Raw genomic sequence first — 20,928 nt, 5'->3', positions numbered from 1 at the left:
TTAGCTCAAAGGTAATGAAGTGGCGGCGCCTGGCTAACAAGAACACGGGGTAGCACGCCTATGCTGGAGCGACTAGAACAGTAGAGAGCCCTTGCGATGTCCGTCAACTGCATTTTCCCAATTGCCCCTGAGGTAATACCGTCATGAATCGCGTCAACCCACGCCTTACCTTGCTGACCGCGTCCGGGGTCTGCTCGCTGATTGTGCTCGACACCAATATCGTCGCCGTCACCCTGCCGAGCATCGCCCGCGACCTCGGGGCGAACTTTGCCGATATCGAATGGGTGGTCAGCGCCTACATGCTGGCATTCGCCGCGCTGTTGCTGCCGGCCGGCAGCATTGCCGACCGGTTCGGGCGCAAGAAAACCCTGATCTGGGGGCTGGGCATTTTTATCCTGGCGTCATTGGGTTGCGGTGCTGCGCCGACTGCGCTGATCCTCGATATCGCCCGCGCCATCAAAGGCGTGGGTGCCGCGTTGTTGCTGACCTCGGCATTGGCATCCATCGGTCACACCTTCCACGATGACGTGGAGCGCGCCAAGGCCTGGGCCTTCTGGGGCGCATGCATGGGGGTGGCAATGACCGCCGCGCCGACGCTGGGTGGCCTGATCACGCAGTACCTGGGCTGGCGCTGGATCTTCTACCTCAACCTGCCGGTAGGCCTGGTGCTGATGGGCATGGTGCTGCGCACCATTGCGGAGTCCCGCGATACCCAGTCCGCACGGCTTGATCCCTGGGGCAGCCTGGCCTTCAGCGCCAGCCTGCTGTGTTTGATCTGGGGGCTGATCGAGGCCAACCGGATTGGCTGGGATAACCCGCTGACCTATGCCCGCCTGTTGGGCGGCGCAGTGTTGCTGGGTGTGTTTGTTGGGGTTGAACGCGTGCAGCAACGGCCGATGGTCGACCTGCAATTGTTCCGGCACCCACGCTTTATCGGCGCGCTGCTGGGGATGTTTGCCTACGCCGGGTGTGCCCAGGTGATGATGACGCTGCTGCCGTTTTACCTGCAGAACGGCTTGGGGTTCTCCGCGATAGCCTCGGGCCTGGGCATGTTGCCGTTCGCCCTGACCATGCTGGTGTGTCCACGTATCGGCGCACGCCTGGCCACCCACTTTGCCCCCGCAACGATGATGGCCACCGGGCTGACGCTGGTCGGCTGCGGCAACCTGTTGAGTGCCTGGGCGGTGAACGCCGGCGGCTACCTGCCCTTCGCCCTGGCGATTGCCGTCACCGGCGCCGGTGCCGGCCTGCTCAATGGCGATACGCAGAAAAACATCATGGCCTGCGTACCACGCGACCGCGCGGGGATGGCGTCAGGCATGAGCACGACCATGCGCTTCAGCGCGATCATGTTGGCGATTGGCGTGTACGGGGCGTTGTTGAGCAGCCACAGCGAGCAACTGCTGAGCGCGACTATCGATGCGCAGTGGCAGGCACAGGTGGCGGGCATTGCTTCGCGGGTCGTGGCGGGCGATATGCCGGCAGCCATGGGTCTGTTGCCGGCGTCGGCACAGGCGTTGGTGCAGCCGCTGGCACGGCAGGCGTTTGTGGGTGGGTTCAGCGGGGTGTTGTGGGTGGCGGGGTTGCTGGGATTACTCGGCGCGCTGGTGGTCGGTACGCTGATGCGCAACCCCATCCCGTCAGCGCCCGCCCTGACACCGCAAAACCTGTAGGAGCCCGGCTTGCCGGTGATAGCGATTTTCAGCACGCCATCGCCAGCAAGCCGGGCTTCTACAGGTGATCATCTTGGGATCGGGGTTACCAGAACCGCTGCTGGGTCAACCGGCTCCACCAGGTCAGCAGCACCCGGTCCACCGAGCCACTGGCCGCCAGGCCCACGCGCTCCTGCAGGCTTTTGCGCTCGGCATAGTGCAGGTGGAACACTTCGGCGGTCTTGGCCTTGGTGGCCAGGTATTCGTCACTGGTCTGCAGCTCATCGACCAATTGCTTGTCGAGGGCTGCAACACCCAGCCACACTTCTCCGGTCGCTACATCATCGATTGCCAACTGCGGGCGATAACGGGAAACGAAGTTCTTGAACAACTGGTGAGTGATGTCCAGGTCTTCCTGGAACTTCTCGCGGCCCTTCTCGGTGTTTTCGCCAAACACCGTCAGAGTGCGCTTGTACTCACCGGCGGTCAGGACTTCGAAGTCGATATCGTGCTTTTTCAGCAGGCGGTTGACGTTGGGCAGTTGTGCCACCACGCCAATCGAACCAAGGATGGCAAATGGCGCGCTGATGATCTTCTCGCCAATGCACGCCATCATGTAGCCGCCGCTGGCAGCGACCTTGTCGATGCACACGGTCAATGGCACGCCTGCCTGGCGGATGCGCGCCAGCTGCGAGGACGCCAGGCCATAGCTGTGGACCATGCCGCCGCCACTTTCCAGGCGCAGCACCACTTCATCCTTCGGGGTCGCCAGGCTCAGCAGCGCGGTGATTTCGTGGCGCAGGCTTTCAGTGGCCGAGGCCTTGATGTCACCGTCGAAATCCAGCACGAACACCCGTGGCTTGGTCTCGGCTTTCTGCTTGCCCTTCTTCTTTTCAGCCTTGCCTTCGGACTTGCGCAAAGCCTTGAGCTGGTCCTTGTCGAGCAGGCTCGATTCCAGGCGCTCACGTAGGCCTTTGTAGAAGTCATTGAGCTTGCTGACCTGCAACTGGCCGGCAGATTTGCGACGACCTTTGCTGCGCAGTGCCGCGAAGCTGATCAGTACCACCAGAATAGCGACTACCAGGGTGACGGTCTTCGCCAGAAAGCTCGCGTATTCGGCCAGAAAATCCATAGTTCTCCTTACAAGTGCGGTGCGCCAGGCGCGGATGGCCCAAGCATACCGACGGCATCGCGTTCGGGCCAGTGATCAAACGGCCAGCAACGACCGGCTCCAACGAGCTTTTAAAACAAGCGTATGTTTTTTCATTGACAGCTCGCAGGCATCCTCATAACCTCGCCAGACTTTCAACGTACCGGGAAAACGGACGTGGGCAGCATCTATCTGATTCGACATGGCCAGGCCTCCTTCGGTGCAGACGACTACGACGTCCTGTCGCCCGTCGGCGTGGAGCAGGCGCAAGTGCTCGGCCGCCACCTGGCGGACATGGGCCTGGTGTTCGACCGCTGCGTGGCCGGCGACCTGCGACGCCAGCAGCACACCGCCACCGCCGCCTTCGATCAGTACAGCACCCTCGGCCTGCCGGTACCGGCGCTGGAAATCGACAGCGCCTTCAACGAATTCGATGCCGACGCGATCATTCGCGCCCTGCTCCCCGACTTGCTCACCACCGAACCCGAAGCCCTGGAGATCCTGCGCAATGCTGCGCAGAACCGCAGCGAATTCCAGCGCATCTTCGCCCTGATCATCGAGCGCTGGCTGGCCGGCACCTATGACCCACCGGGGCTGGAGAGCTGGCTGGGCTTTGTGGAGCGCGTGCAGGGTGGCTTGCAACGCATTCTTGAAGCGGCGGACAACGCGCAGAAGATCGCGGTGTTCACCTCCGGCGGCACTATCACCGCCCTGCTCCACCTGATCACTCGAATGCCCGCCGCCCAGGCCTTCGAGCTGAACTGGCAAATTGTTAACACTTCGCTCAACCAGCTGAAATTCCGTGGTCGCGAGGTGGCACTGGCTTCCTTCAACAGTCATACCCACTTGCAACTGTTGAAGGCGCCGCAACTCATCACGTTCCGATGAGCGGCGGCCAACCGTGACCCCAAGGTCACTGGACTCTACCCTAAAGGATCGAAACCATGACTGACGTAGCCAAAGCTGTAGAAGCAATGAAAGCCAAATTCAACCCAGCCGCCGCTGACGGCCTGGACCTGGTGTTCGGTTTCCGTATCGACGACACCCAGAACTTCTCGCTGGTGGTCAAGAACAACACCTGCGAACTGCTGGAAGGCGAAAACCCTGACGCCCAAGTGACCCTGGTCACCGACGGCGAAACCATGGAAGGCATCGTCAGCGGCGACACCGACGGCATGCAGGCCTTCATGAGCGGCAAGCTGCGCACCGAAGGCGACATGATGCTGGCCATGAAACTGAGCGAGCTGTTCCCGGCCTGATAAGGCTGCGCTCAAAAAAATCCCGCCTTTCGGCGGGATTTTTCGTTCAGCCAACCTCCCGGTCAGCGGGTGTTGGCGTCATCCATTTCTTCGAACGTGTCCATGTACGCAGGGTCATTACCATCGTTTTCACGAATCACACGCCCTTCATACTCGGCAGTGATTTCACCGGTATTGACGTCAAGCCCAACCACGATCACCAGCTTGTATTTGCCCACTTGCAAGTACATGTCATAGAGGTCCCGGGGTTCATCGGGCACCATAAAAAAGCTGTAGCTGTAACGTACGCGCTTGGTTAACACGGGCCACTGTGCTTCAAACGCGCGGGGATCGAAGGATGGAAGCACATCGCCGATTCCACGCAGCGCGGCCTCGACCAGTTGGTCATTGTCCTTGGCTTTGAAGACCACCGGATGAGTGCGAGTCATCGACCGCATCGGGTTGGGTACAATATCCGTTTCAAGGCGGTACATGCCGCTGCTGAACCATTTTGTTGCATCGAAGGTGTCGTCACCTTTCTCGCATTCGCGGCAATGCATCATCAGCGGCGCCGCAGCGCTTTCTCGGGAATACAGTGAAGTGATCAGCACGCCGCAGGTGATCAGCAGTGCCCCCAATAGGCCTGCACTGCCAACCCGCGCGATAACATTCGCCATCGTCTACATCCTTGTCTGAAGGGGTGGCGAATTTACCTGACTCAGACCTTTCGGTGGCGGGATTTTTTGCCTGGAGTTTCAATGTGGGGCTGGCTTGCCTGCGATAGCGGTGGCCCCGACAACATTGATGCAGGCAGTGCCGACGCCATCGCAGGCAAGCCAGCTCCCACAGAAAAGCAGATCAGTGGCGCAGCTTAGATTTTCGGCTGCAGCAGCAACGCCACCAACGCACTCCACCCGGTCTGATGCGACGCGCCCAACCCACGCCCGGTTTCGCCATGGAAATACTCATGGAACAACACCAGGTCGCGACTGGCCGGGTCTGCTTCCAATTGCGTATAGCCCGACATCGACGGGCGCAGGCCATCTTCATCGCGCAAAAACAATCGCGTGAGACGTTGGCTGAGGCTGTCGGCCACTTCTTCAAGGGACGCCAGATAACCACTGCCCGTCGGGTACTCCACCGAGAAGTTGTCAGCGTAGTAGCGGTGAAATTCACGCAGCGATTCGATCAGCATGTAGTTCACCGGCATCCACAGCGGCCCGCGCCAGTTGGAGTTGCCGCCGTACAGGCGCGAGTCGGATTCGCCCGGTTGGTAGCGCGCACACAGGGTGTTGCCATTCATCTTCAACGCCAGCGGCTGTTCGGCGAAGGCCTTGGACAGGGAGCGCACGCCAAACGCCGAGAGAAACTCGTTGTCATCGAGCATGCGCCGCAGCAAGTCCTTGGTGCGCTCGCCACGCAACAACGCCAGCAACAGGCGGTTGCCCTGCCCCGGTTCGTTCCAGCGTGACACCAGTTTGGCCAGGTCTGGCCGGTGCTTCATAAAGCCCAGCAAGCGCTCGCGCAAACCTTCCAGGCCTTCATGCTCACGCTGTTCCAGCACCAGCACGGCAAACAGCGGCATCAGGCCAACCATCGAACGCAGGCGCACCGGTTCGTTCTGGCCGTCGGGACGGTGCAGCACGTCGTAGAAGAACAGGTCCTGCTCATCCCACAGGCCTTCGGCGCTGTCGTCGACGCGGTTGATGGCGCCGGCGATGTACAGGAAGTGCTCGAAAAACTTCACCGCGATATCCACGTACACCACGTTGCGCTTGGCCAGCTCCAGGCCGATGCGCATCAGGTCCAGCGCATAGGCGGCGACCCAGGCGGTGCCGTCGGCCTGGTCCAGCTGATAACCCGTCGGCAGCGTGGCCGAACGGTCAAACAAGGCGATATTGTCCAGCCCCAGGAACCCGCCCTGGAACAGGTTGCGGCCCTCGGCGTCCTTGCGGTTGACCCACCAGGAAAAATTCAGCAGGAGCTTGTGGAAAATCCGCTCTAGGAAATCCATATCGCCTACGCCGGTCAGTGCCTTGTCCTGCTGATAAACGCGCCAACTGGCCCACGCATGCACCGGTGGGTTGGCGTCGTCGAAGCGCCACTCATACGCCGGTAACTGGCCGTTGGGGTGCATGAAGCGATCCTTCACCAGCAACAGCAGTTGTTGCTTGGCATACCCTGGGTCGATCAGCGCCATGGCCACGGCCTGGAAGCCCTGGTCCCAGGAGGCATACCACGGGTATTCCCACGTGTCGGGCATGGAAAGGATGTCGAAATTCGACAGGTGCCGCCAATGGGTATTGCGGATATGCAGGCGCTCGGGCGGTGGCGCGGGCTGGGCCGGGTCGCCGTCGAGCCATTGGTTGACGTCGAAATAGTACAGCTGCTTGGACCACAACAACCCGGCCAACGCTTGGCGTTGCACATTGCGCGCACCGTCATCGTGGATGTCGTGTTGCAAGGCCGCGTAGAAGTCATCGGCCTCCTGGCGGCGCGCCTCGAACAGCTTCCGGGCGTTGACCTGCGGCGCGTCGACGGGCGCAAAGCGCAGGTAGAGGGTTTTGCTTTCCAGGCCTGCCAGTTCGACGATGAAACGCGCCGCGACTTTGGTACCACTGTCCCGCCGAATGGCCGACTGAACACCCTCGACCACGTAATCGTTGATCCCGTCCTTGAACGGCCCCGGCGCCGGCTGCCCATCCAGGCGGGGAAAGTTGCTCTCGTTTTCGCAGAACAGCCATTCCACCCCCTCCTGGCCCCAGGCGCTGAGGTGACGATCTGTCAGTTCAGGGTGGTGCGCCAGTACCTGTTCCCCGTCCAGCTTAAGTTGCGGCTTGGCCGCGTCAAAGCTCCAGCTCCAGTCATTGCGCGCCCACAGCTGGGGCATTACCTGCAAGCGGGTTGGCTGGTCGGAGCGGTTATGCACGCTGACGCGCATGAAGAGGTCATCGGGTTGATGCTTGGCGTATTCGACGCTGACATCGCAGTAGCGGTTATCTTCGAAGACGCCGGTATCGAGGATCTCGTACTCGGCATCGTCCAGGCCACGGCGGGCGTTCTCGCTGATCAGGTCGGCGTAGGGAAAGGCGGCATGCGGGTATTTGTAGAGCATGCGCATGTAGGCATGGCTCGGTACGCCGTCAACGAAGAAGTACAGTTCCTTGACGTCTTCACCGTGGTTGCCCTCGGCGTTATTGAGGCCGAACAGGCGTTCCTTGATGATCGCATCGCGCTCGTTCCACAGGGCCAGGCCCAGGCACCAGCGTTGCGCCTTGTCGCTGAAACCGGCCAGGCCATCTTCGCCCCAGCGGTAAGCGCGGCTGCGCGCATGTTCATGGGGGAAGTAAGCCCAGGCATCGCCATCGGCGCTGTAGTCTTCACGCACCGTGCCCCATTGGCGTTCACTTAAATAGGGGCCCCACTCGCGCCATCGCTCGGCATCCGGCAGCGCCAAACGTTGGCCTTCGGTTGTATCAAGTATTCGGGTGTCGGGGGTGGCCGTCATTGGGTCCTCCATCGCCTACCAGGTGAGAGGCAGTGTAGAGCCCAATGACGCCCGGGTGCACATGAAGACTTAGAAGATAGCGTAGGTGTAGTTGAAGATCAGGCGGGTTTGATCCTGGTCGGCGGTGCCGGTGTTCTTGCCGTGATAGGTGCCTGTACGCAAGGTGGTACCGAAGCCTTTCAGAGGACCGGCCTGCACCACGTAGTCCAGGCGGAAGTCGGCTTCGTTTTCTTTCTGGTCAGGGCCGCCGGCGACCTTCGACTTGATGTCCGAACCGTCCAGGTAAGCCACGGATGCCTTCAAGCCAGGAACGTAGGCCTTGAAGTCATACGAGTACTGGCCAAAGTTGACCTGCTCGCCCGCGCGGGAGAACTGGCCGACCACGGCGTCGGTGAACAGGTAGAAGTCGCTGCCGCCGGCGCCTTGTGCGTGAGGGTCGGCCAGGCTGCCCTGGTTGACCCACACAAAGCCGCCATCGTCACCTACGCCAATGTGGCCGAGCATCAGGCTGCTGCCACCCAACTGATAGGTGAAGGCCGCACTGTAGGTTTTGTTGTCCACTTCGTTGGCGTGCTTGGCGTAGCCACCGTTGTTGTTGAACTGGTAGCCGCTCTCGCCGTTCTTGCCGTCGCTGGAGCTGTCGAAGTAGCGCAGGTCGGTCTTGAACGACTGGTCATTGCCCAACGGCAGCACGTGGACCAGGCCGACGTAGTTCTGTTTGTAGAAGTCTTGCAGTTGGGCGTAGTAGTACTGCAACGTCAGGTTTTTCGCGACCACGTTGTCGGAAGAACCGAACGGCTTGTAGTCCACCCCGCCGAATTTGAAGCTGTCGCTGTCGCGGGTACCGCCTGCCACGCTCAAGCCTGTGGAGTTGCTGGAGGCACGGCCTTCGGCGCGGTTCAGCTCACCACCGGTGAAGGTGACATTGGGAATGTCATTCGAGGTCAGGATGCCGCCGTCGAAAGTCTGCGGTGCCACGCGGCTGTCGTTGGACACCAGGATCGGCAAGACCGGCGCCAAGCCGCCACCCACGTGCAACTCGGTCTGGGAGATGCGGAACTTCACATTGCCCGCCGCGCGACCGAAGGAATCGGCAGGCTCGGTGCCGTTGTTCTTGGTCGGGAAGAAGCTGTTGCCGTTGCCCGCCAGGCCTGGGCCCGCGGTGTGACCATCACCACCGTCCAGGCGCAGCGCACCGAAGGCCATGACGTCGAAACCAAGGCCAACCGTGCCCTGGGTGAACCCGGATTTGTAGTCAAAACGCAGCGCGGTGGCGGCTTCGCGCAGATCGTTGTTGGTCCCCGAGCGATTGTCTGCGCTGTAGTACATGGTCCGCGAACTGACGGACGCATGGCTGTCTTCAAGGAAACCGCTGTGACCGTTGCCCGTGCCCAGAGAGCCAAGCCCGAAATCGTCAGCGAATGCGTGTTGTGCAAGAACGGCGGCGGTGATCGACAACGCCAGTGTAGAAATTTTCATTAACGACGGCCCCTAAACATTTTTTTATGTGCGTGATGTGCATAACGGCGTTTTCATCCTTGCAAACGTGACGATTCTTTCATGCCGACCGGGGCAGGTTCCGTGAAGAATTAGTTAGGAAAAACGCGCGAAAATGAAATTTCGCACGGGCCGTTTTTTGTCATCTTCACGTCATCTCATTCATTTGCAGAATGAAGTCCTGAAGAATCTTCGTTTGCCACTTGGCCTGGCGCTCAACAGAATCCAGGCAAAGGCCACCTTCGTCGCCACAGCCATCAGGAATTTTTCTATGCCTAGCACCGTACATGTCAGCCCAGACGAGATCCGCAAGGGCTTTTCCAAGGCCATGTCCGACATGTACCGGGATGAAGTTCCGCTGTATGGCGCGCTGATGGAGCTGGTGGCCGAGACCAATGCCCACGTGCTCGACACCCAACCGCAGCTGGCGCAACAGCTGCAACGCACTGGCGAAATCCAGCGCCTGGACATGGAACGCCACGGCGCGATCCGCCTGGGCACCGCCGCTGAGCTGGCGACCATCTGCCGCTTGTTCGCGGTGATGGGCATGCAGCCGGTGGGCTACTACGACCTGACCCCGGCCGGCGTGCCGGTGCACTCCACCGCCTTTCGCGCGGTGCACGAGCAGGCACTGCAAACCAGTCCGTTTAGGGTATTCACCTCATTGCTGCGCCTGGAACTGATCGAAAACCCCGAGCTGCGCGCCTTCGCCGAAGCGGCGCTGGCCAAGCGTTCGATCTTCACCCCAGGCGCCCTGGCGCTGATCGAACAGGCGGAACAGCACGGCGGCCTCAATGCCCAGGACGCCGACGAGTTTATCCGCCAGGCCCTAGAAACCTTCCGCTGGCACCACACCGCCACCGTCACCGGCGCGCAGTACCAGCAACTGAGCGACCAGCACCGCCTGATCGCCGACGTGGTCGCCTTCAAAGGCCCGCACATCAACCACCTGACCCCGCGCACCCTGGACATCGACCAGGTCCAGGCCGCCATGCCCGGCAAGGGCATCACCCCCAAGGCCGTGATCGAAGGCCCGCCCCGCCGCCACTGCCCAATCCTGCTGCGCCAGACCAGCTTCAAGGCCCTCGACGAACCCATCGCCTTCACCGACGCCCAAGGCAGCCACAGCGCACGCTTTGGCGAAATCGAACAGCGCGGCGTCGCCCTCACCCCCAAGGGCCGCGCACTGTACGACCAACTCCTGAACGCCGCGCGCGACGAACTCGGCGCTTTTCCCAATGAGGGCAACGCCGCACGTTATGTCGAATTGATGGAACAGCACTTCCAGGCCTTCCCGGATAACCACGCGCAGCTGCGTGACCAGGGCCTGGCGTACTTCCGCTACTTCCCCACCGCGCAAGGTGTGGCAGCCCGTGGCACTGCCAATCAACCGCGCACACTGCAAGCACTGATCGCGGCGGGCCATATCGATGTGGAGCCGTTGGTGTATGAGGACTTCCTGCCGGTGAGTGCAGCGGGGATTTTCCAGTCGAACCTGGGGGATGCGGCGCAGAGTCACTACGCGGCGAATTCGAACCAGGCTGAGTTTGAAAAGGCACTGGGGCGCCAGACGATTGATGAATTGAAGCTGTATGGCGAGACGCAGCAGCGCTCTGTCGATGAATGCACGAGAACACTGCTGGCATGAAATGAAGTGCCCACCCGGCTCACCAGCGCAATCCTTGCGCCGCAAAAGTCCCCAGAGCCGGGTGGGCGGTCGGCATGATAGGCAGTGGGAAGAATCCTGTCCCCCGGACAATTCTGAATAAATGTGTCCGCGCCCCGTAGGAACGCGGACGGTGGGCTACCCCAACTTCACCACAATCTCATCCTTGATCAACAAGCGTTTCTTCTTCAGCTTCTCCACCTCTTCATCGCCGGCGCTTGCTGATTCTGCCTTCAGCACTTCCTTGTCAGCGTCGTCGTACTGCGTGAGTAGCGAGTCCAGGCGTTTGTCGCTCGCCCTGCGTTCGTGAACGACTTCCTTGCTCAACCCCAAGTCCTGATACAGGTCGTGTTTCACTGGCATGGCGTACCTCCGCAAGTTGATCAATGGCTTACGCCCTAGAAGCTAGACCATTGCGAGGGGTCTTGTCATGTCCGGGGTCAATAAGGCCCCGTTCGTCGCGGCGCAGGCGTTTGGATCAAACCTTTGCCGCGCCCTGCCCTCCACTCTAGATAGCCACCCGAGGGAGACCGGTTTCATGACTCATGCTGCCACCGCTGTCGACACCCAATGCATCAACACGATCCGCACCCTGGCCATGGACGCCGTGCAGAAGGCCAATTCCGGGCATCCGGGCACGCCCATGGGCCTGGCGCCGGTGGGTTATACGCTGTGGAGTCGCTTTTTGCGGTACCACCCGCAGCATCCGGATTGGCCTAACCGCGACCGCTTTGTGTTGTCGGTGGGGCATGCGTCGATGTTGCTGTATTCGCTGTTGCACCTGGCCGGCGTGGTTGAGATCGATGCCCACGGCAAGCGTTCCGGCCAGCCGGCGATCAGCCTGGACGATATAAAGCAATTCCGCCAAGCCGACTCCAAGACCCCGGGCCACCCGGAATACCGCATGACCACCGGGGTGGAAACCACCACCGGGCCACTCGGCCAGGGCTGCGCCAACAGTGTCGGCATGGCGATGGCCGAGCGTTGGTTGGGCAAGCGGTTCAACCGCAACGACAAGGTATTGTTCGACTACAACGTCTACACCCTGTGCGGTGACGGCGACATGATGGAAGGCATCAGCAGCGAAGCGGCGTCGATGGCCGGGCACTTGAAGCTCGATAACCTGTGCTGGATCTATGACAACAACACCATCAGCATCGAAGGCCATACCGAGCTGGCGTTCAGCGAGGATGTGATCAAGCGTTTCCAGGCCTACGGCTGGCACACCTTGCACGTGACCGACGCGAATGACTTGCAGGCTCTGAGCACGGCGCTGGAGACCTTCAAGACCAACACCGGTGCGCCGACCCTGATTGTGGTCGACAGCGTCATCGGCTACGGCTCGCCCCATAAGCACAACACCGCCGCAGCTCATGGCGAGCCACTGGGCGATGATGAAATCCGCCTGACCAAGGCCGCTTACGGCTGGCCACAGGATTCCAGCTTCCTGGTGCCCGACGAAGCCCGCACCGTCTTGCGTGATGCGCTGCTGGAGCGCAGCCAGCCGTTGTATGAGACTTGGCATCAGCACCTGTCGCAGCTTGAGCAATACGAACCCGAACTGGCTGACGAACTGCGCCGTATGCGTGCCGGGGAAATGCCTGAGCATTGGCAAGACGACCTGCCGCACTTTGACAGTGACGCCAAGGGCGTCGCCAGCCGCGCCGCCGGTGGCGAAGTATTGAATGCATTTGCCCAGCAGATCCCCTGGCTGCTGGGCGGCTCGGCCGACCTGTCACCGTCGACCAAGACCAACCTCACCTTTGACGGTGCCGGGCGTTTCAGTGCCGACGACTACAGCGGGCGCAACCTGCACTTCGGTATCCGTGAACACGCCATGGGCGCGATTGCCAATGGCATGGCGCTGTCGTACCTGCGGCCCTATACCTCGACCTTCCTGGTGTTCAGCGACTACATGAAACCGCCGATCCGCCTGGCGGCAATCATGGAGTTGCCGGTGGTGTTTGTGTTCACCCATGACTCGATTGGCGTGGGCGAAGATGGGCCGACGCACCAGCCGATCGAGCACCTCACGCAGTTGCGTGCGACCCCAGGGTTGCTGACGCTGCGACCGGGTGACGCGAATGAAACCCTGGAGCTGTGGAAGGTGGCCCTGGCGCAAACCCATCGGCCGAGTTGCGTGGTGTTGTCGCGCCAACCGTTGCCGACACTGGATCGCAGCCAATACGCGCCGGCGTCCGGTGCGGCCAAGGGCGCTTATGTGTTGGCGGGTGCCGACGAACCCAAGGTGATTCTGCTGGCGACCGGCAGCGAAGTCGGCCTGGCCGTGGCGGCTTATGAGCAACTGACCCAAGAGGGCATTGCCGCGCAGGTGGTGTCCATGCCCAGCTGGGAATTGTTTGAAGACCAGGACCAGGCCTACCGCGACAGTGTGTTGCCGCCAGCGGTGAAGGCGCGGGTAGTGGTGGAACAGGCAGGCCCGTTGGGCTGGGACCGGTACGTGGGCCAGACCGGCGCCAAGGTCGTGATGAACAGCTTCGGCGCGTCAGCGCCGTTGGCCAAGTTGCAGGAGAAGTTCGGGTTTACCGTGGAAAACGTCGTGAAGCAGGCGAAAGCGCAGATCCAACTGAATCAACAGTGAGTCACAATGTGGGAGCGCGCTTGCTCGCGAAATCGGTAGATCAGTCGATATTTTTGTCGCCTGATACGCCGTATTCGCGAGCAAGCCCGCTCCCACACTTGTTCGGTGTTGGCGGTTAGATCAATTCTTTAGCCAGGAACGGCGCAGTCCGGCTTTTCTTGCTCGTAGCAACCTTCTGCGGCGTGCCGCTGACCACTACCTTACCCCCCAGATCCCCGGCCCCCGGCCCGATATCAATCACCCAGTCACTCTGCGCCACCACGCGCATCTCATGCTCCACCACAACCACCGTATGCCCCGCGTCCACCAAGTGGTTCAACTGGCTGAGCAAGCGGTCGACGTCGCGCGGATGCAAGCCGGTGGTGGGCTCATCCAGCACATACAAGGTGGCGCCCCGGGCATTGCGTTGCAACTCGGTCGCCAGTTTGATGCGCTGCGCTTCGCCACCCGACAACTCGGTCGCCGGCTGGCCCAGGCGCAGATACCCCAGGCCGATGTCCCGCAGCACCTGCAGTGAACGCAGCACCCCTGGCTGCTCGGCAAACACTTCCACCGCCTGCTCCACTGTCAGCCCCAGCACGTGGGCGATGCTCAGGCCTTGCCATTTGATCGCCAGGGTCTCGGGGTTGTAGCGCGCCCCATGACAGGTCGGGCATGGCGCGTACACGCTGGGCATGAACAGCAATTCGACACTGACAAAGCCCTCACCCTCGCAATTCGGGCAACGGCCCTTGGCAACGTTGAAGGAGAACTGCCCGGCATCGTAGTGACGCTTCTTCGCTGCCGGCGTGGCTGCGAACAGTTTGCGCACGTTGTCGAACAGCCCGGTATAGGTCGCCAGGTTGGAGCGCGGCGTGCGGCCAATAGGTTTCTGGTCCACCTGCACCAGGCGACGTATGTGTTCGAGCCCGGCGCTGATCCGCCCGCCGCTGGTTTGCGGCGCGTCGTCTTCCAGGCTCGGTTCTTCGTCATTGTCCACTACGCGTCCAAGGCCAGCGCCCACCAATTCCAACAGCGCCTGGCTGACCAGGCTGGACTTGCCCGAGCCGGAAATCCCGGTGACCGCCGTAAAGCAGCCGAGCGGGAAATCGACGCTCAGGTCATCGAGGTTATTGCGCGTTACCCCTTCCAGTTTCAGCCAACCCGTGGGCTCGCGACGTGGGTGATTGGCCACGCGCTGTTCAGCGAACAGGTACTCGCGGGTCTGCGACGCCTCTACCTGCGCCAGCCCCGCAGGCGGGCCGCTGTACAGCACTTGCCCACCGTGCTCGCCAGCTGCCGGGCCGACATCGATCAGCCAGTCGGCGCGGCGCATGGTTTCCAGGTCATGCTCCACCACAAACAGCGAGTTTCCCGCTGCTTTCAAGCGGTCCAGCGCAGTGAACAATGCCTCGCCATCCGCAGGGTGCAAACCTGCCGAGGGTTCATCCAGCACATAGATCACACCGAACAACTGCGAGCCCAACTGCGTGGCCAGGCGCAGCCGCTGTAGCTCCCCGGATGACAAGGTCGGCGTACTGCGTTCCAGGGACAGATAACCCAGCCCCAACTCGGTCAAGGTGCTGACCCGCTCAAGCAGGTCCTGGGCGATGCGCTGCGCGGCCAGGCGTTTTTCCACGGACAGTTTCATCTTGTCCTGCCCTGCCGCCACGGGCCGCAGCAGTTCGGCCAACTGCGCCAACGACAGTTGCGACAACTCACCAATGTCCACCCCGGCAAACTTCACCGACAGTGCCGCCTTGGTCAGGCGCTTGCCGTCGCACAGCGGGCAGGCGCTGCCCTGCATGAACTGCGAGACGCGCTTTTTCATCAGTGCGCTTTGGGTGTGGGTGAAGGTGTGCAGGATGTAGCGCCGCGCGCCGACGAACGTGCCCTGGTAACTCGGCTCCACCTTGCGTTTCAACGCATCGCGGGTCTGTGCCGGGGTAAAGCCGGCGTACACCGGGACGGTGGGGGTCTCTTCGGTAAACAGGATCCAGTCGCGTTGCTTTTTTGGCAGGTCACGCCAGGGAATGTCAACGTCATAGCCCAGGGTCACCAGGATGTCGCGCTGGTTCTGGCCTTGCCATGCCAGCGGCCAGGAGGCCACCGCACGCTGGCGAATGGTCAGGGACGGATCAGGCACCATCAGCGCCTCGGTCACCTCATACACACGGCCCAGACCATGGCACTGCGGGCAGGCACCTTGAGGCAGGTTCGGTGAGAAGTCCTCGGCATACAGCATCGCCTGCCCCGGCGGATAACTGCCGGCGCGCGAATACAGCATGCGGATCAGGCTCGACAAGGTGGTCACGCTGCCCACTGACGAACGCGCGCTCGGCGTACCGCGTTGCTGTTGCAGGGCTACCGCGGGAGGCAGGCCTTCGATGCTGTCCACGTCGGGCACCCCGACCTGGTCGATCAGCCGCCGCGCATACGGCGCCACCGACTCGAAATAACGCCGCTGCGCCTCGGCATATACCGTGGAAAACGCCAGGGAGGATTTGCCGGAACCCGACACCCCGGTGAACACCACCAGGGCGTCCCGGGGGATGTCCACATCGACATTGCGCAGGTTGTGTTCGCGGGCGCCACGCACACGGACAAAGCCGTGCTGCTGGGCAGTGATCGGGGGGAGAGTGCGCTGTGAAGTCATGTGCAACCTTATCGGGCGCAGAGCACGCTGCGGACCCGTTGCGCCAGGGCTTCGGGACTGTAGGGCTTGCTCAGCAGATGAATGTCGGGGCTCAGCAGGTGGTTGCTGGAGAGAATGTCGCGGGTGTGGCCGGAGGTGAACAGCACCGCCACCGGCGGGGTTTGCTCACGGGCCCAGGCGGCCAGGTCCGTGCTCTTGATGCGGCCGGGCATTACCACGTCGGTGAAGATCAGCTCCGGTTGCACGCCCGCCTTCAGCATCTGCATCGCGCGGTCACCGTCTTCGGCCGTGAGCACGGTATAGCCCGACTGCTCCAGCAGTTCGACGACGGTGCAGCGCACGTCTTCGTTGTCTTCAACCACCAGGATGGTCTCGTGGCCCGCGGCATGCAGCGCTGGCTCACCGTGGGTTTCCTCGACCTCTTCGCCGAGGCTGCGGGGGAAGTACATCTGCACCACCGTGCCCTTGCCTTCCTCGCTCCACAGCTCGACATGCCCACCGCTTTGGCGCACGAAGCCAAACACCATGCTCAGGCCAAGGCCAGTGCCGTGACCATTGCGCTTGGTGGTGAAAAACGGCTCGAACACCCGCGCCAGGACCGCCGGCGACATTCCCACACCGATATCGGTGACGGCCAGCCGCACATACTCGCCGGGCTTGATGCTTTTACCCACGCAATCGCCAGGGTTGAGGATGATGTTATCGCCAGTGATGCGAATCACGCCTTCACCGAACATGGCATCCCGGGCATTGATCGCCAGGTTGAGCAGCGCATTTTCCAGCTGGTTGCGGTCGACGTTGATGCACCAGGAATCCTGGGGCAATTGCACATCGATGCGAATGGTTTCGCCCAGCGCCCGCTGCAGCAATTCGCCGAGGCCCGCGTAGATGCGTTGCGGGTTGTACACCGCTGGCGACAAGGGTTGGCGGCGCGCGAACGCGAGCAACTGTGACGACAGCTTGGCGCCGCGCTCCACTGCCGCGATGGCGGCGGCGACCCGGCGCTGCACCTGGGGGTTATCCGGTTCATGGCGCGACAGCAGGTGCAGGTTGCCGGCGATCACTTGCAGCAGGTTATTGAAGTCGTGGGCCACGCCGCCCGTGAGGCCGCCGATGGCCTCAAGTTTCTGCGACTGGCGCAGCTGGGCTTCGGCGGTGGAGCGTGCATGCACTTCCTCGGCCACCCGTTGTTCGAGGTTGTGCGTCAGTTCCTGGCGCACTCGTTCGGACTTCACGTGCTCGGTGGTCTCGGTGACGATCACCAGGACCCCGGCGGGTTGATGGTGATCGTCGGCCACTGGGCTGTAGGAAAGGTCCATCCAGACTTCTTCAGGCTGACCGTTGCGCAGTAATTCCAATGGAAAATTGCGGTACGACAACGTGCCCCCGGCCAAGCAGGTGTCCAGCACGTTGCGGTTGAAATCGGCGACTTCCGGCCAGCCCAGTTCCACAGGCTTGCCCAGCAAGTACGGGTGGCGACCGCCGGCAAACACGGAGTAACTGTCGTTGTAGATCATGTACCCCACCGACCCCCACAGCATCACCATGGGCATGGGTGAAGCCAGCAGCATTTGCACCGCGCTGCTCAGGCTGCAGGGCCACTGGTCAATCGGACCCAACTCGGTGGTCGACCAGTCGAAGGCGCGAATCCGCTGGGCCATTTCACCGCCCCAGCCTTCGCAGCCGTGGGTATTGGATAAAAATTGCATGTTGGGCTCTTGGCGACGATAGCGTTGGTGGGGAGCGCTGTTCCACTGTAAAGCGTTGGAGCGTGGCCGCAATGAATCGTTTCATTTGCATATAGCTTATCCGGCACAGCGGCCGCAAGAGCCCGTCAGTGGAAATCCCGACTGCGCACATGGATGCCTTCCAGCAGCACGGTCAGGTCGGTCAAACGCCCGGCAATCAGATGCCTCACCTCGCCCACCGCTTCCCAGCGCCCATCCACTTTCAACAGCCGCGACCCTACCAGCGCCTGGCGCTGACGCTCGGCGAGGTCGCGCCAGACCACCACATTGAGGTTGCCGAACTCATCTTCCAGGGTCACGAAGGTCACCCCGCTCGCCGTGCCTGGACGCTGCCGGCCCGTCACCAACCCGGCGACGCTGACATTGCGCCCATGCTCGACCTGCATCAGCTCCTGGGAACTGCGGCAGCGTCGCTTGCGCAGCTCGGCGCGCAACAACGCCAGGGGATGCGGACCCAGCGTCGTGCCGAGCGTGGCGTAGTCGGCGTGCAGGTCTTCGCCCACCGTGGGTGCCGGCAACGCCACCACGGCTTCGTCCGGGCTGGGCAGGCCGGCAAACAGCCCGAGTTGCTTGTGCACGCCGGCCACTTCCCAACGGGCGGCGTGCCGGTTGCCGGCCAGGGAGCGCAAGGCACCGGCATCCGCGAGCAAGGCCTGGGCGCGCGCCTCCAGCCCGGCGCGATCGTCGAGGTCGGCAATGTCACTGAACACACGATGCTGGCGCGCGGCCTCAATGCGCCGTCCCTCCTCTTCGCGAAACCCCGAGATCATGCGCAGGCCCAGGCGAATCGCCGGCTGCGCACCGTCGATGGGCTCCAGGCTGCAGTCCCAGTCGCTGGCCAGCACATCCACCGGCCGGATCTGCAAGCGATGGCGCCGCGCGTCCTGCAGGATCTGGTCGGGACTGTAGAAACCCATGGGCCAACTGTTGATCAGCGCGCAGGCGAAGGCTGCCGGTTCATGGCACTTGAGCCAGCAACTGGCGTACGTCAGCAAGGCGAAACTGGCCGCATGGGATTCGGGGAAACCATAGCTGCCGAAGCCCTTGATCTGTTCGAAGATCTGCGCGGCAAAGGCTTCGCTGTAGCCATTTTTCAGCATGCCGGCACGCAGGCGCTGCTGGTGCGGTTCCAGGCCACCGTGGCGTTTCCAGGCAGCCATGGAGCGGCGTAACTGGTCTGCCTCGCCGGGGCCATAGTCGGCGGCGACCATGGCGATCTGCATCACTTGCTCCTGGAACAGCGGGATGCCCAGGGTGCGCTCCAGCACCACCTTCAGTTGGGGTGACGGATACGTGGTTTCCTCTTCCTTGTTACGTCGGCGCAAATACGGGTGCACCATGCCGCCCTGGATCGGCCCGGGCCGCACGATGGCGACCTCGATCACCAGGTCATAGAACGTCTGCGGCTTGAGCCTGGGCAGCATCGACATCTGCGCCCGTGACTCGATCTGGAACACACCGATGGTGTCGGCCTTGCTGATCATCGCGTAGGTGGCCGGGTCCTCCTTGGGGATGGTCGCCAAGGCCAGGTCCCGGTTGCGATGGCGGCGCAGCAGATCGAAGCAGCGGCGGATCGCGCTGAGCATGCCCAGGGCGAGGATATCCACCTTGAGCAGGCCGACGGCGTCGAGGTCGTCCTTGTCCCACTGGATGATGGTGCGGTCCGCCATGGCGGCGTTTTCCACCGGCACCAGGGTGTCCAACGGGTATTCGGAAATCACGAAGCCGCCGGGGTGCTGGGACAGGTGCCGGGGAAAGCCAATCAATTGCTGGGTGAGCGTGAGCACACGACGCAGGATCGGGCTTTGCGGGTCGAAACCGCCTTCGCGCAGCCGCTCCAAGGGTGGCGCATCTTCACTCCAGCGCCCGCAGCACTCGGCCAGGGCGTTGATCTGGTCCGGCGGCAACCCAAGGGCCTTGGCCACATCGCGCACCGCGCCGGACGCGTGGTAGCTGCTGACCACGGCCGTCAACGCTGCACGGGTGCGGCCATAGCGCTGGAACACGTACTGCAGCACTTCTTCGCGGCGTTCGTGTTCGAAGTCCACGTCGATGTCCGGCGGTTCGTTGCGCTCCTTGGACAGGAAGCGTTCGAACAGCATGTTTGTCAGGCTTGGGTCGATCTCGGTGATGCCCAAGGCAAAGCACACTGCCGAGTTGGCCGCCGAGCCACGGCCCTGGCACAGGATCGAACGGCTGCGGGCGAAGCGCACGATGTCGTGCACCGTCAGGAAATAACTTTCGTAGCCCAGCTCGCTGATCAGCACCAACTCTTTGTTGATCTGCTGCAAGGTCTTGGCGTCGACACCCTGGGGCCAGCGCTGGGCGATGCCCTCTTCGGTCACCGCGCGCAGCCAGGATTTCGCGTCGTGGCCGCTGGGCACCAGTTCGCGTGGGTAGTGGTAGCGCAATTGGCTGAGGTCGAAGGTGCAACGACGGGCAATGGCCTGGGTCTCGTCGAGCAAGCGTTGCGGGTACAACGCGGCCAGGGCGTCGAGGCTGCGCAGATGGCGCTCGCCATTGGGGTGCAGGCGCGTGCCGGCCTCGGCCACGGGCACGTGGTGACGGATGGCGGTCATGGTGTCTTGCAGGGCCCGGCGGCCGCGCGCATGCATATGCACATCACCGCAGGCCACCGCCGGAATGCGCAGGCTGGCGGCCAGGTCAAGGCGTTGTTCCAGGTGGCGCGCATCGTCCTGGCCACAGTGCAAGTGCACCGCCAGCCACAGGCGCTCGGTGAAGGTGCGACGCAGCCATTGGATATCGGCCTGGGTGTCGCTGTCCTCGGCAACCCACAGCGCCAGCAGGCCGGGCAGTGGTTGCGCGAAGTCCTCGTGCAGCAGGCGATAGCGGCCTTTTTCGGCACGCCGCCGAGCCAGGGTGATCAAGCGACACAGGTGCTGGTAGCCGCTGAGGTCCTCTACCAGCAACACCAGTTTCGGGCCGTTCTCGATGCGCACCTCGCTGCCGATAATCAGCGGCAACTCCACCGCTTTCGCCGCCTGCCAGGCGCGCACGATACCGGCCAAGGTGCACTCGTCGGTGATCGCCAGGGCGCTATAGCCTTGGCGCTTGGCCCGCTCGAACAGCTCCAGCGCACTGGACGCACCGCGCTGGAAGCTGAAGTTGGACAGGCTGTGCAACTCGGCGTAACTCATGATCGCCTCTGCCCGTAGGCGCTGGCTTGCCGGCGATGGTCGTTAGCGGTGGCGTGGGCTCCCAGAGGTAGCGC

13 protein-coding genes are annotated in these 20,928 nt (G+C 62.3%); 5 read left to right on the top strand and 8 right to left on the bottom strand.

Features of this window, described 5'->3' with window-relative positions:
* Positions 1 to 143 precede the first annotated feature (143 nt).
* Positions 144 to 1,673 carry an MFS transporter gene (locus tag AC0IYN_RS23700; protein ID WP_457238923.1) on the top strand — a complete coding sequence of 510 codons (1,530 nt, stop codon included), beginning with the start codon at positions 144 to 146 and terminating at the stop codon, positions 1,671 to 1,673.
* Positions 1,674 to 1,758: 85 nt separating this feature from the next.
* On the opposite strand, the gene sohB is transcribed toward AC0IYN_RS23700, so the two are convergent.
* Positions 1,759 to 2,784, bottom strand: coding sequence for a protease SohB (gene sohB, locus AC0IYN_RS23695; protein WP_406598543.1), 1,026 nt, complete (start codon positions 2,782 to 2,784; stop codon positions 1,759 to 1,761).
* A gap of 195 nt (positions 2,785 to 2,979) precedes the next feature.
* Here sohB and AC0IYN_RS23690 point away from each other — a divergent pair, with 195 nt between their 5' ends.
* Positions 2,980 to 3,690 (top strand): histidine phosphatase family protein, encoded by a 711-nt coding sequence (locus tag AC0IYN_RS23690; protein ID WP_099491681.1) that lies wholly within the window; start codon positions 2,980 to 2,982, stop codon positions 3,688 to 3,690.
* A gap of 56 nt (positions 3,691 to 3,746) precedes the next feature.
* A complete protein-coding gene (locus AC0IYN_RS23685) occupies positions 3,747 to 4,061 on the top strand; it encodes an SCP2 sterol-binding domain-containing protein (RefSeq protein ID WP_016969749.1) in 315 nt (104 codons plus the stop codon).
* Positions 4,062 to 4,123: 62 nt separating this feature from the next.
* Here the strand turns inward: AC0IYN_RS23685 and AC0IYN_RS23680 are convergent, their stop codons facing one another.
* From AC0IYN_RS23680 to AC0IYN_RS23670, 3 genes are all read right to left on the bottom strand, one after another.
* Positions 4,124 to 4,717 carry a hypothetical protein gene (locus tag AC0IYN_RS23680; RefSeq protein WP_406598542.1) on the bottom strand — a complete coding sequence of 198 codons (594 nt, stop codon included), beginning with the start codon at positions 4,715 to 4,717 and terminating at the stop codon, positions 4,124 to 4,126.
* 194 nt (positions 4,718 to 4,911) lie between these two features.
* A complete protein-coding gene (locus tag AC0IYN_RS23675) occupies positions 4,912 to 7,548 on the bottom strand; it encodes an MGH1-like glycoside hydrolase domain-containing protein (RefSeq protein ID WP_471843516.1) in 2,637 nt (878 codons plus the stop codon).
* A gap of 69 nt (positions 7,549 to 7,617) precedes the next feature.
* Positions 7,618 to 9,027, bottom strand: a complete 1,410-nt coding sequence (locus AC0IYN_RS23670) for an OprD family outer membrane porin (RefSeq protein WP_078048822.1) — start codon at positions 9,025 to 9,027, stop codon at positions 7,618 to 7,620.
* A gap of 289 nt (positions 9,028 to 9,316) precedes the next feature.
* Between AC0IYN_RS23670 and hglS the strand changes: the two genes are divergently transcribed.
* A complete protein-coding gene (hglS, locus tag AC0IYN_RS23665; protein WP_406598540.1) occupies positions 9,317 to 10,693 on the top strand; it encodes a 2-oxoadipate dioxygenase/decarboxylase HglS in 1,377 nt (458 codons plus the stop codon).
* A gap of 156 nt (positions 10,694 to 10,849) precedes the next feature.
* Here hglS and AC0IYN_RS23660 read toward each other — a convergent pair whose 3' ends face one another.
* On the bottom strand, positions 10,850 to 11,074 hold the full coding sequence (locus tag AC0IYN_RS23660) for a DUF465 domain-containing protein (protein WP_406598539.1): 225 nt from the start codon (positions 11,072 to 11,074) through the stop codon (positions 10,850 to 10,852).
* Positions 11,075 to 11,249: 175 nt separating this feature from the next.
* On the opposite strand from AC0IYN_RS23660, the gene tkt reads away from it, so the two are divergent.
* Entirely contained in the window at positions 11,250 to 13,313 is a 2,064-nt protein-coding gene (gene tkt, locus AC0IYN_RS23655; protein WP_457238921.1) for a transketolase, read from the top strand.
* Positions 13,314 to 13,428: 115 nt separating this feature from the next.
* On the opposite strand, the gene uvrA is transcribed toward tkt, so the two are convergent.
* The 3 genes from uvrA to AC0IYN_RS23640 form a co-directional block, all read right to left on the bottom strand.
* Positions 13,429 to 15,948 carry an excinuclease ABC subunit UvrA gene (uvrA, locus tag AC0IYN_RS23650; RefSeq protein WP_471843513.1) on the bottom strand — a complete coding sequence of 840 codons (2,520 nt, stop codon included), beginning with the start codon at positions 15,946 to 15,948 and terminating at the stop codon, positions 13,429 to 13,431.
* An 8-nt stretch (positions 15,949 to 15,956) separates the two neighbouring features.
* Complete coding sequence (locus tag AC0IYN_RS23645; protein WP_457267222.1) at positions 15,957 to 17,657, bottom strand: ATP-binding protein; 1,701 nt, start codon at positions 17,655 to 17,657, stop codon at positions 15,957 to 15,959.
* Positions 17,658 to 17,782: 125 nt separating this feature from the next.
* Entirely contained in the window at positions 17,783 to 20,854 is a 3,072-nt protein-coding gene (locus AC0IYN_RS23640; RefSeq protein ID WP_471843511.1) for an error-prone DNA polymerase, read from the bottom strand.
* Between the last annotated feature and the right edge of the window lie 74 nt (positions 20,855 to 20,928).

It is taken from the genome of Pseudomonas sp. AC112 (assembly GCF_979253545.1).
The sequence above is the reverse complement of the archived record's forward strand: the minus strand, read 5'-3'. Positions and strand labels throughout refer to the sequence as shown.

Excerpts from the sequence above, each read along its gene's own strand:
- AC0IYN_RS23670 (WP_078048822.1), bottom strand. The coding sequence starts at position 9,027 with ATGAAAATTTCTACACTGGCGTTGTCGATCACCGCCGCCGTTCTTGCA.
- AC0IYN_RS23675 (WP_471843516.1), bottom strand. The coding sequence starts at position 7,548 with ATGACGGCCACCCCCGACACCCGAATACTTGATACAACCGAAGGCCAA.
- AC0IYN_RS23700 (WP_457238923.1), top strand. The coding sequence starts at position 144 with ATGAATCGCGTCAACCCACGCCTTACCTTGCTGACCGCGTCCGGGGTC.
- hglS (WP_406598540.1), top strand. The coding sequence starts at position 9,317 with ATGCCTAGCACCGTACATGTCAGCCCAGACGAGATCCGCAAGGGCTTT.
- AC0IYN_RS23645 (WP_457267222.1), bottom strand. The coding sequence starts at position 17,657 with ATGCAATTTTTATCCAATACCCACGGCTGCGAAGGCTGGGGCGGTGAA.
- AC0IYN_RS23685 (WP_016969749.1), top strand. The coding sequence starts at position 3,747 with ATGACTGACGTAGCCAAAGCTGTAGAAGCAATGAAAGCCAAATTCAAC.
- uvrA (WP_471843513.1), bottom strand. The coding sequence starts at position 15,948 with ATGACTTCACAGCGCACTCTCCCCCCGATCACTGCCCAGCAGCACGGC.
- AC0IYN_RS23680 (WP_406598542.1), bottom strand. The coding sequence starts at position 4,717 with ATGGCGAATGTTATCGCGCGGGTTGGCAGTGCAGGCCTATTGGGGGCA.
- sohB (WP_406598543.1), bottom strand. The coding sequence starts at position 2,784 with ATGGATTTTCTGGCCGAATACGCGAGCTTTCTGGCGAAGACCGTCACC.
- AC0IYN_RS23660 (WP_406598539.1), bottom strand. The coding sequence starts at position 11,074 with ATGCCAGTGAAACACGACCTGTATCAGGACTTGGGGTTGAGCAAGGAA.
- AC0IYN_RS23640 (WP_471843511.1), bottom strand. The coding sequence starts at position 20,854 with ATGAGTTACGCCGAGTTGCACAGCCTGTCCAACTTCAGCTTCCAGCGC.
- tkt (WP_457238921.1), top strand. The coding sequence starts at position 11,250 with ATGACTCATGCTGCCACCGCTGTCGACACCCAATGCATCAACACGATC.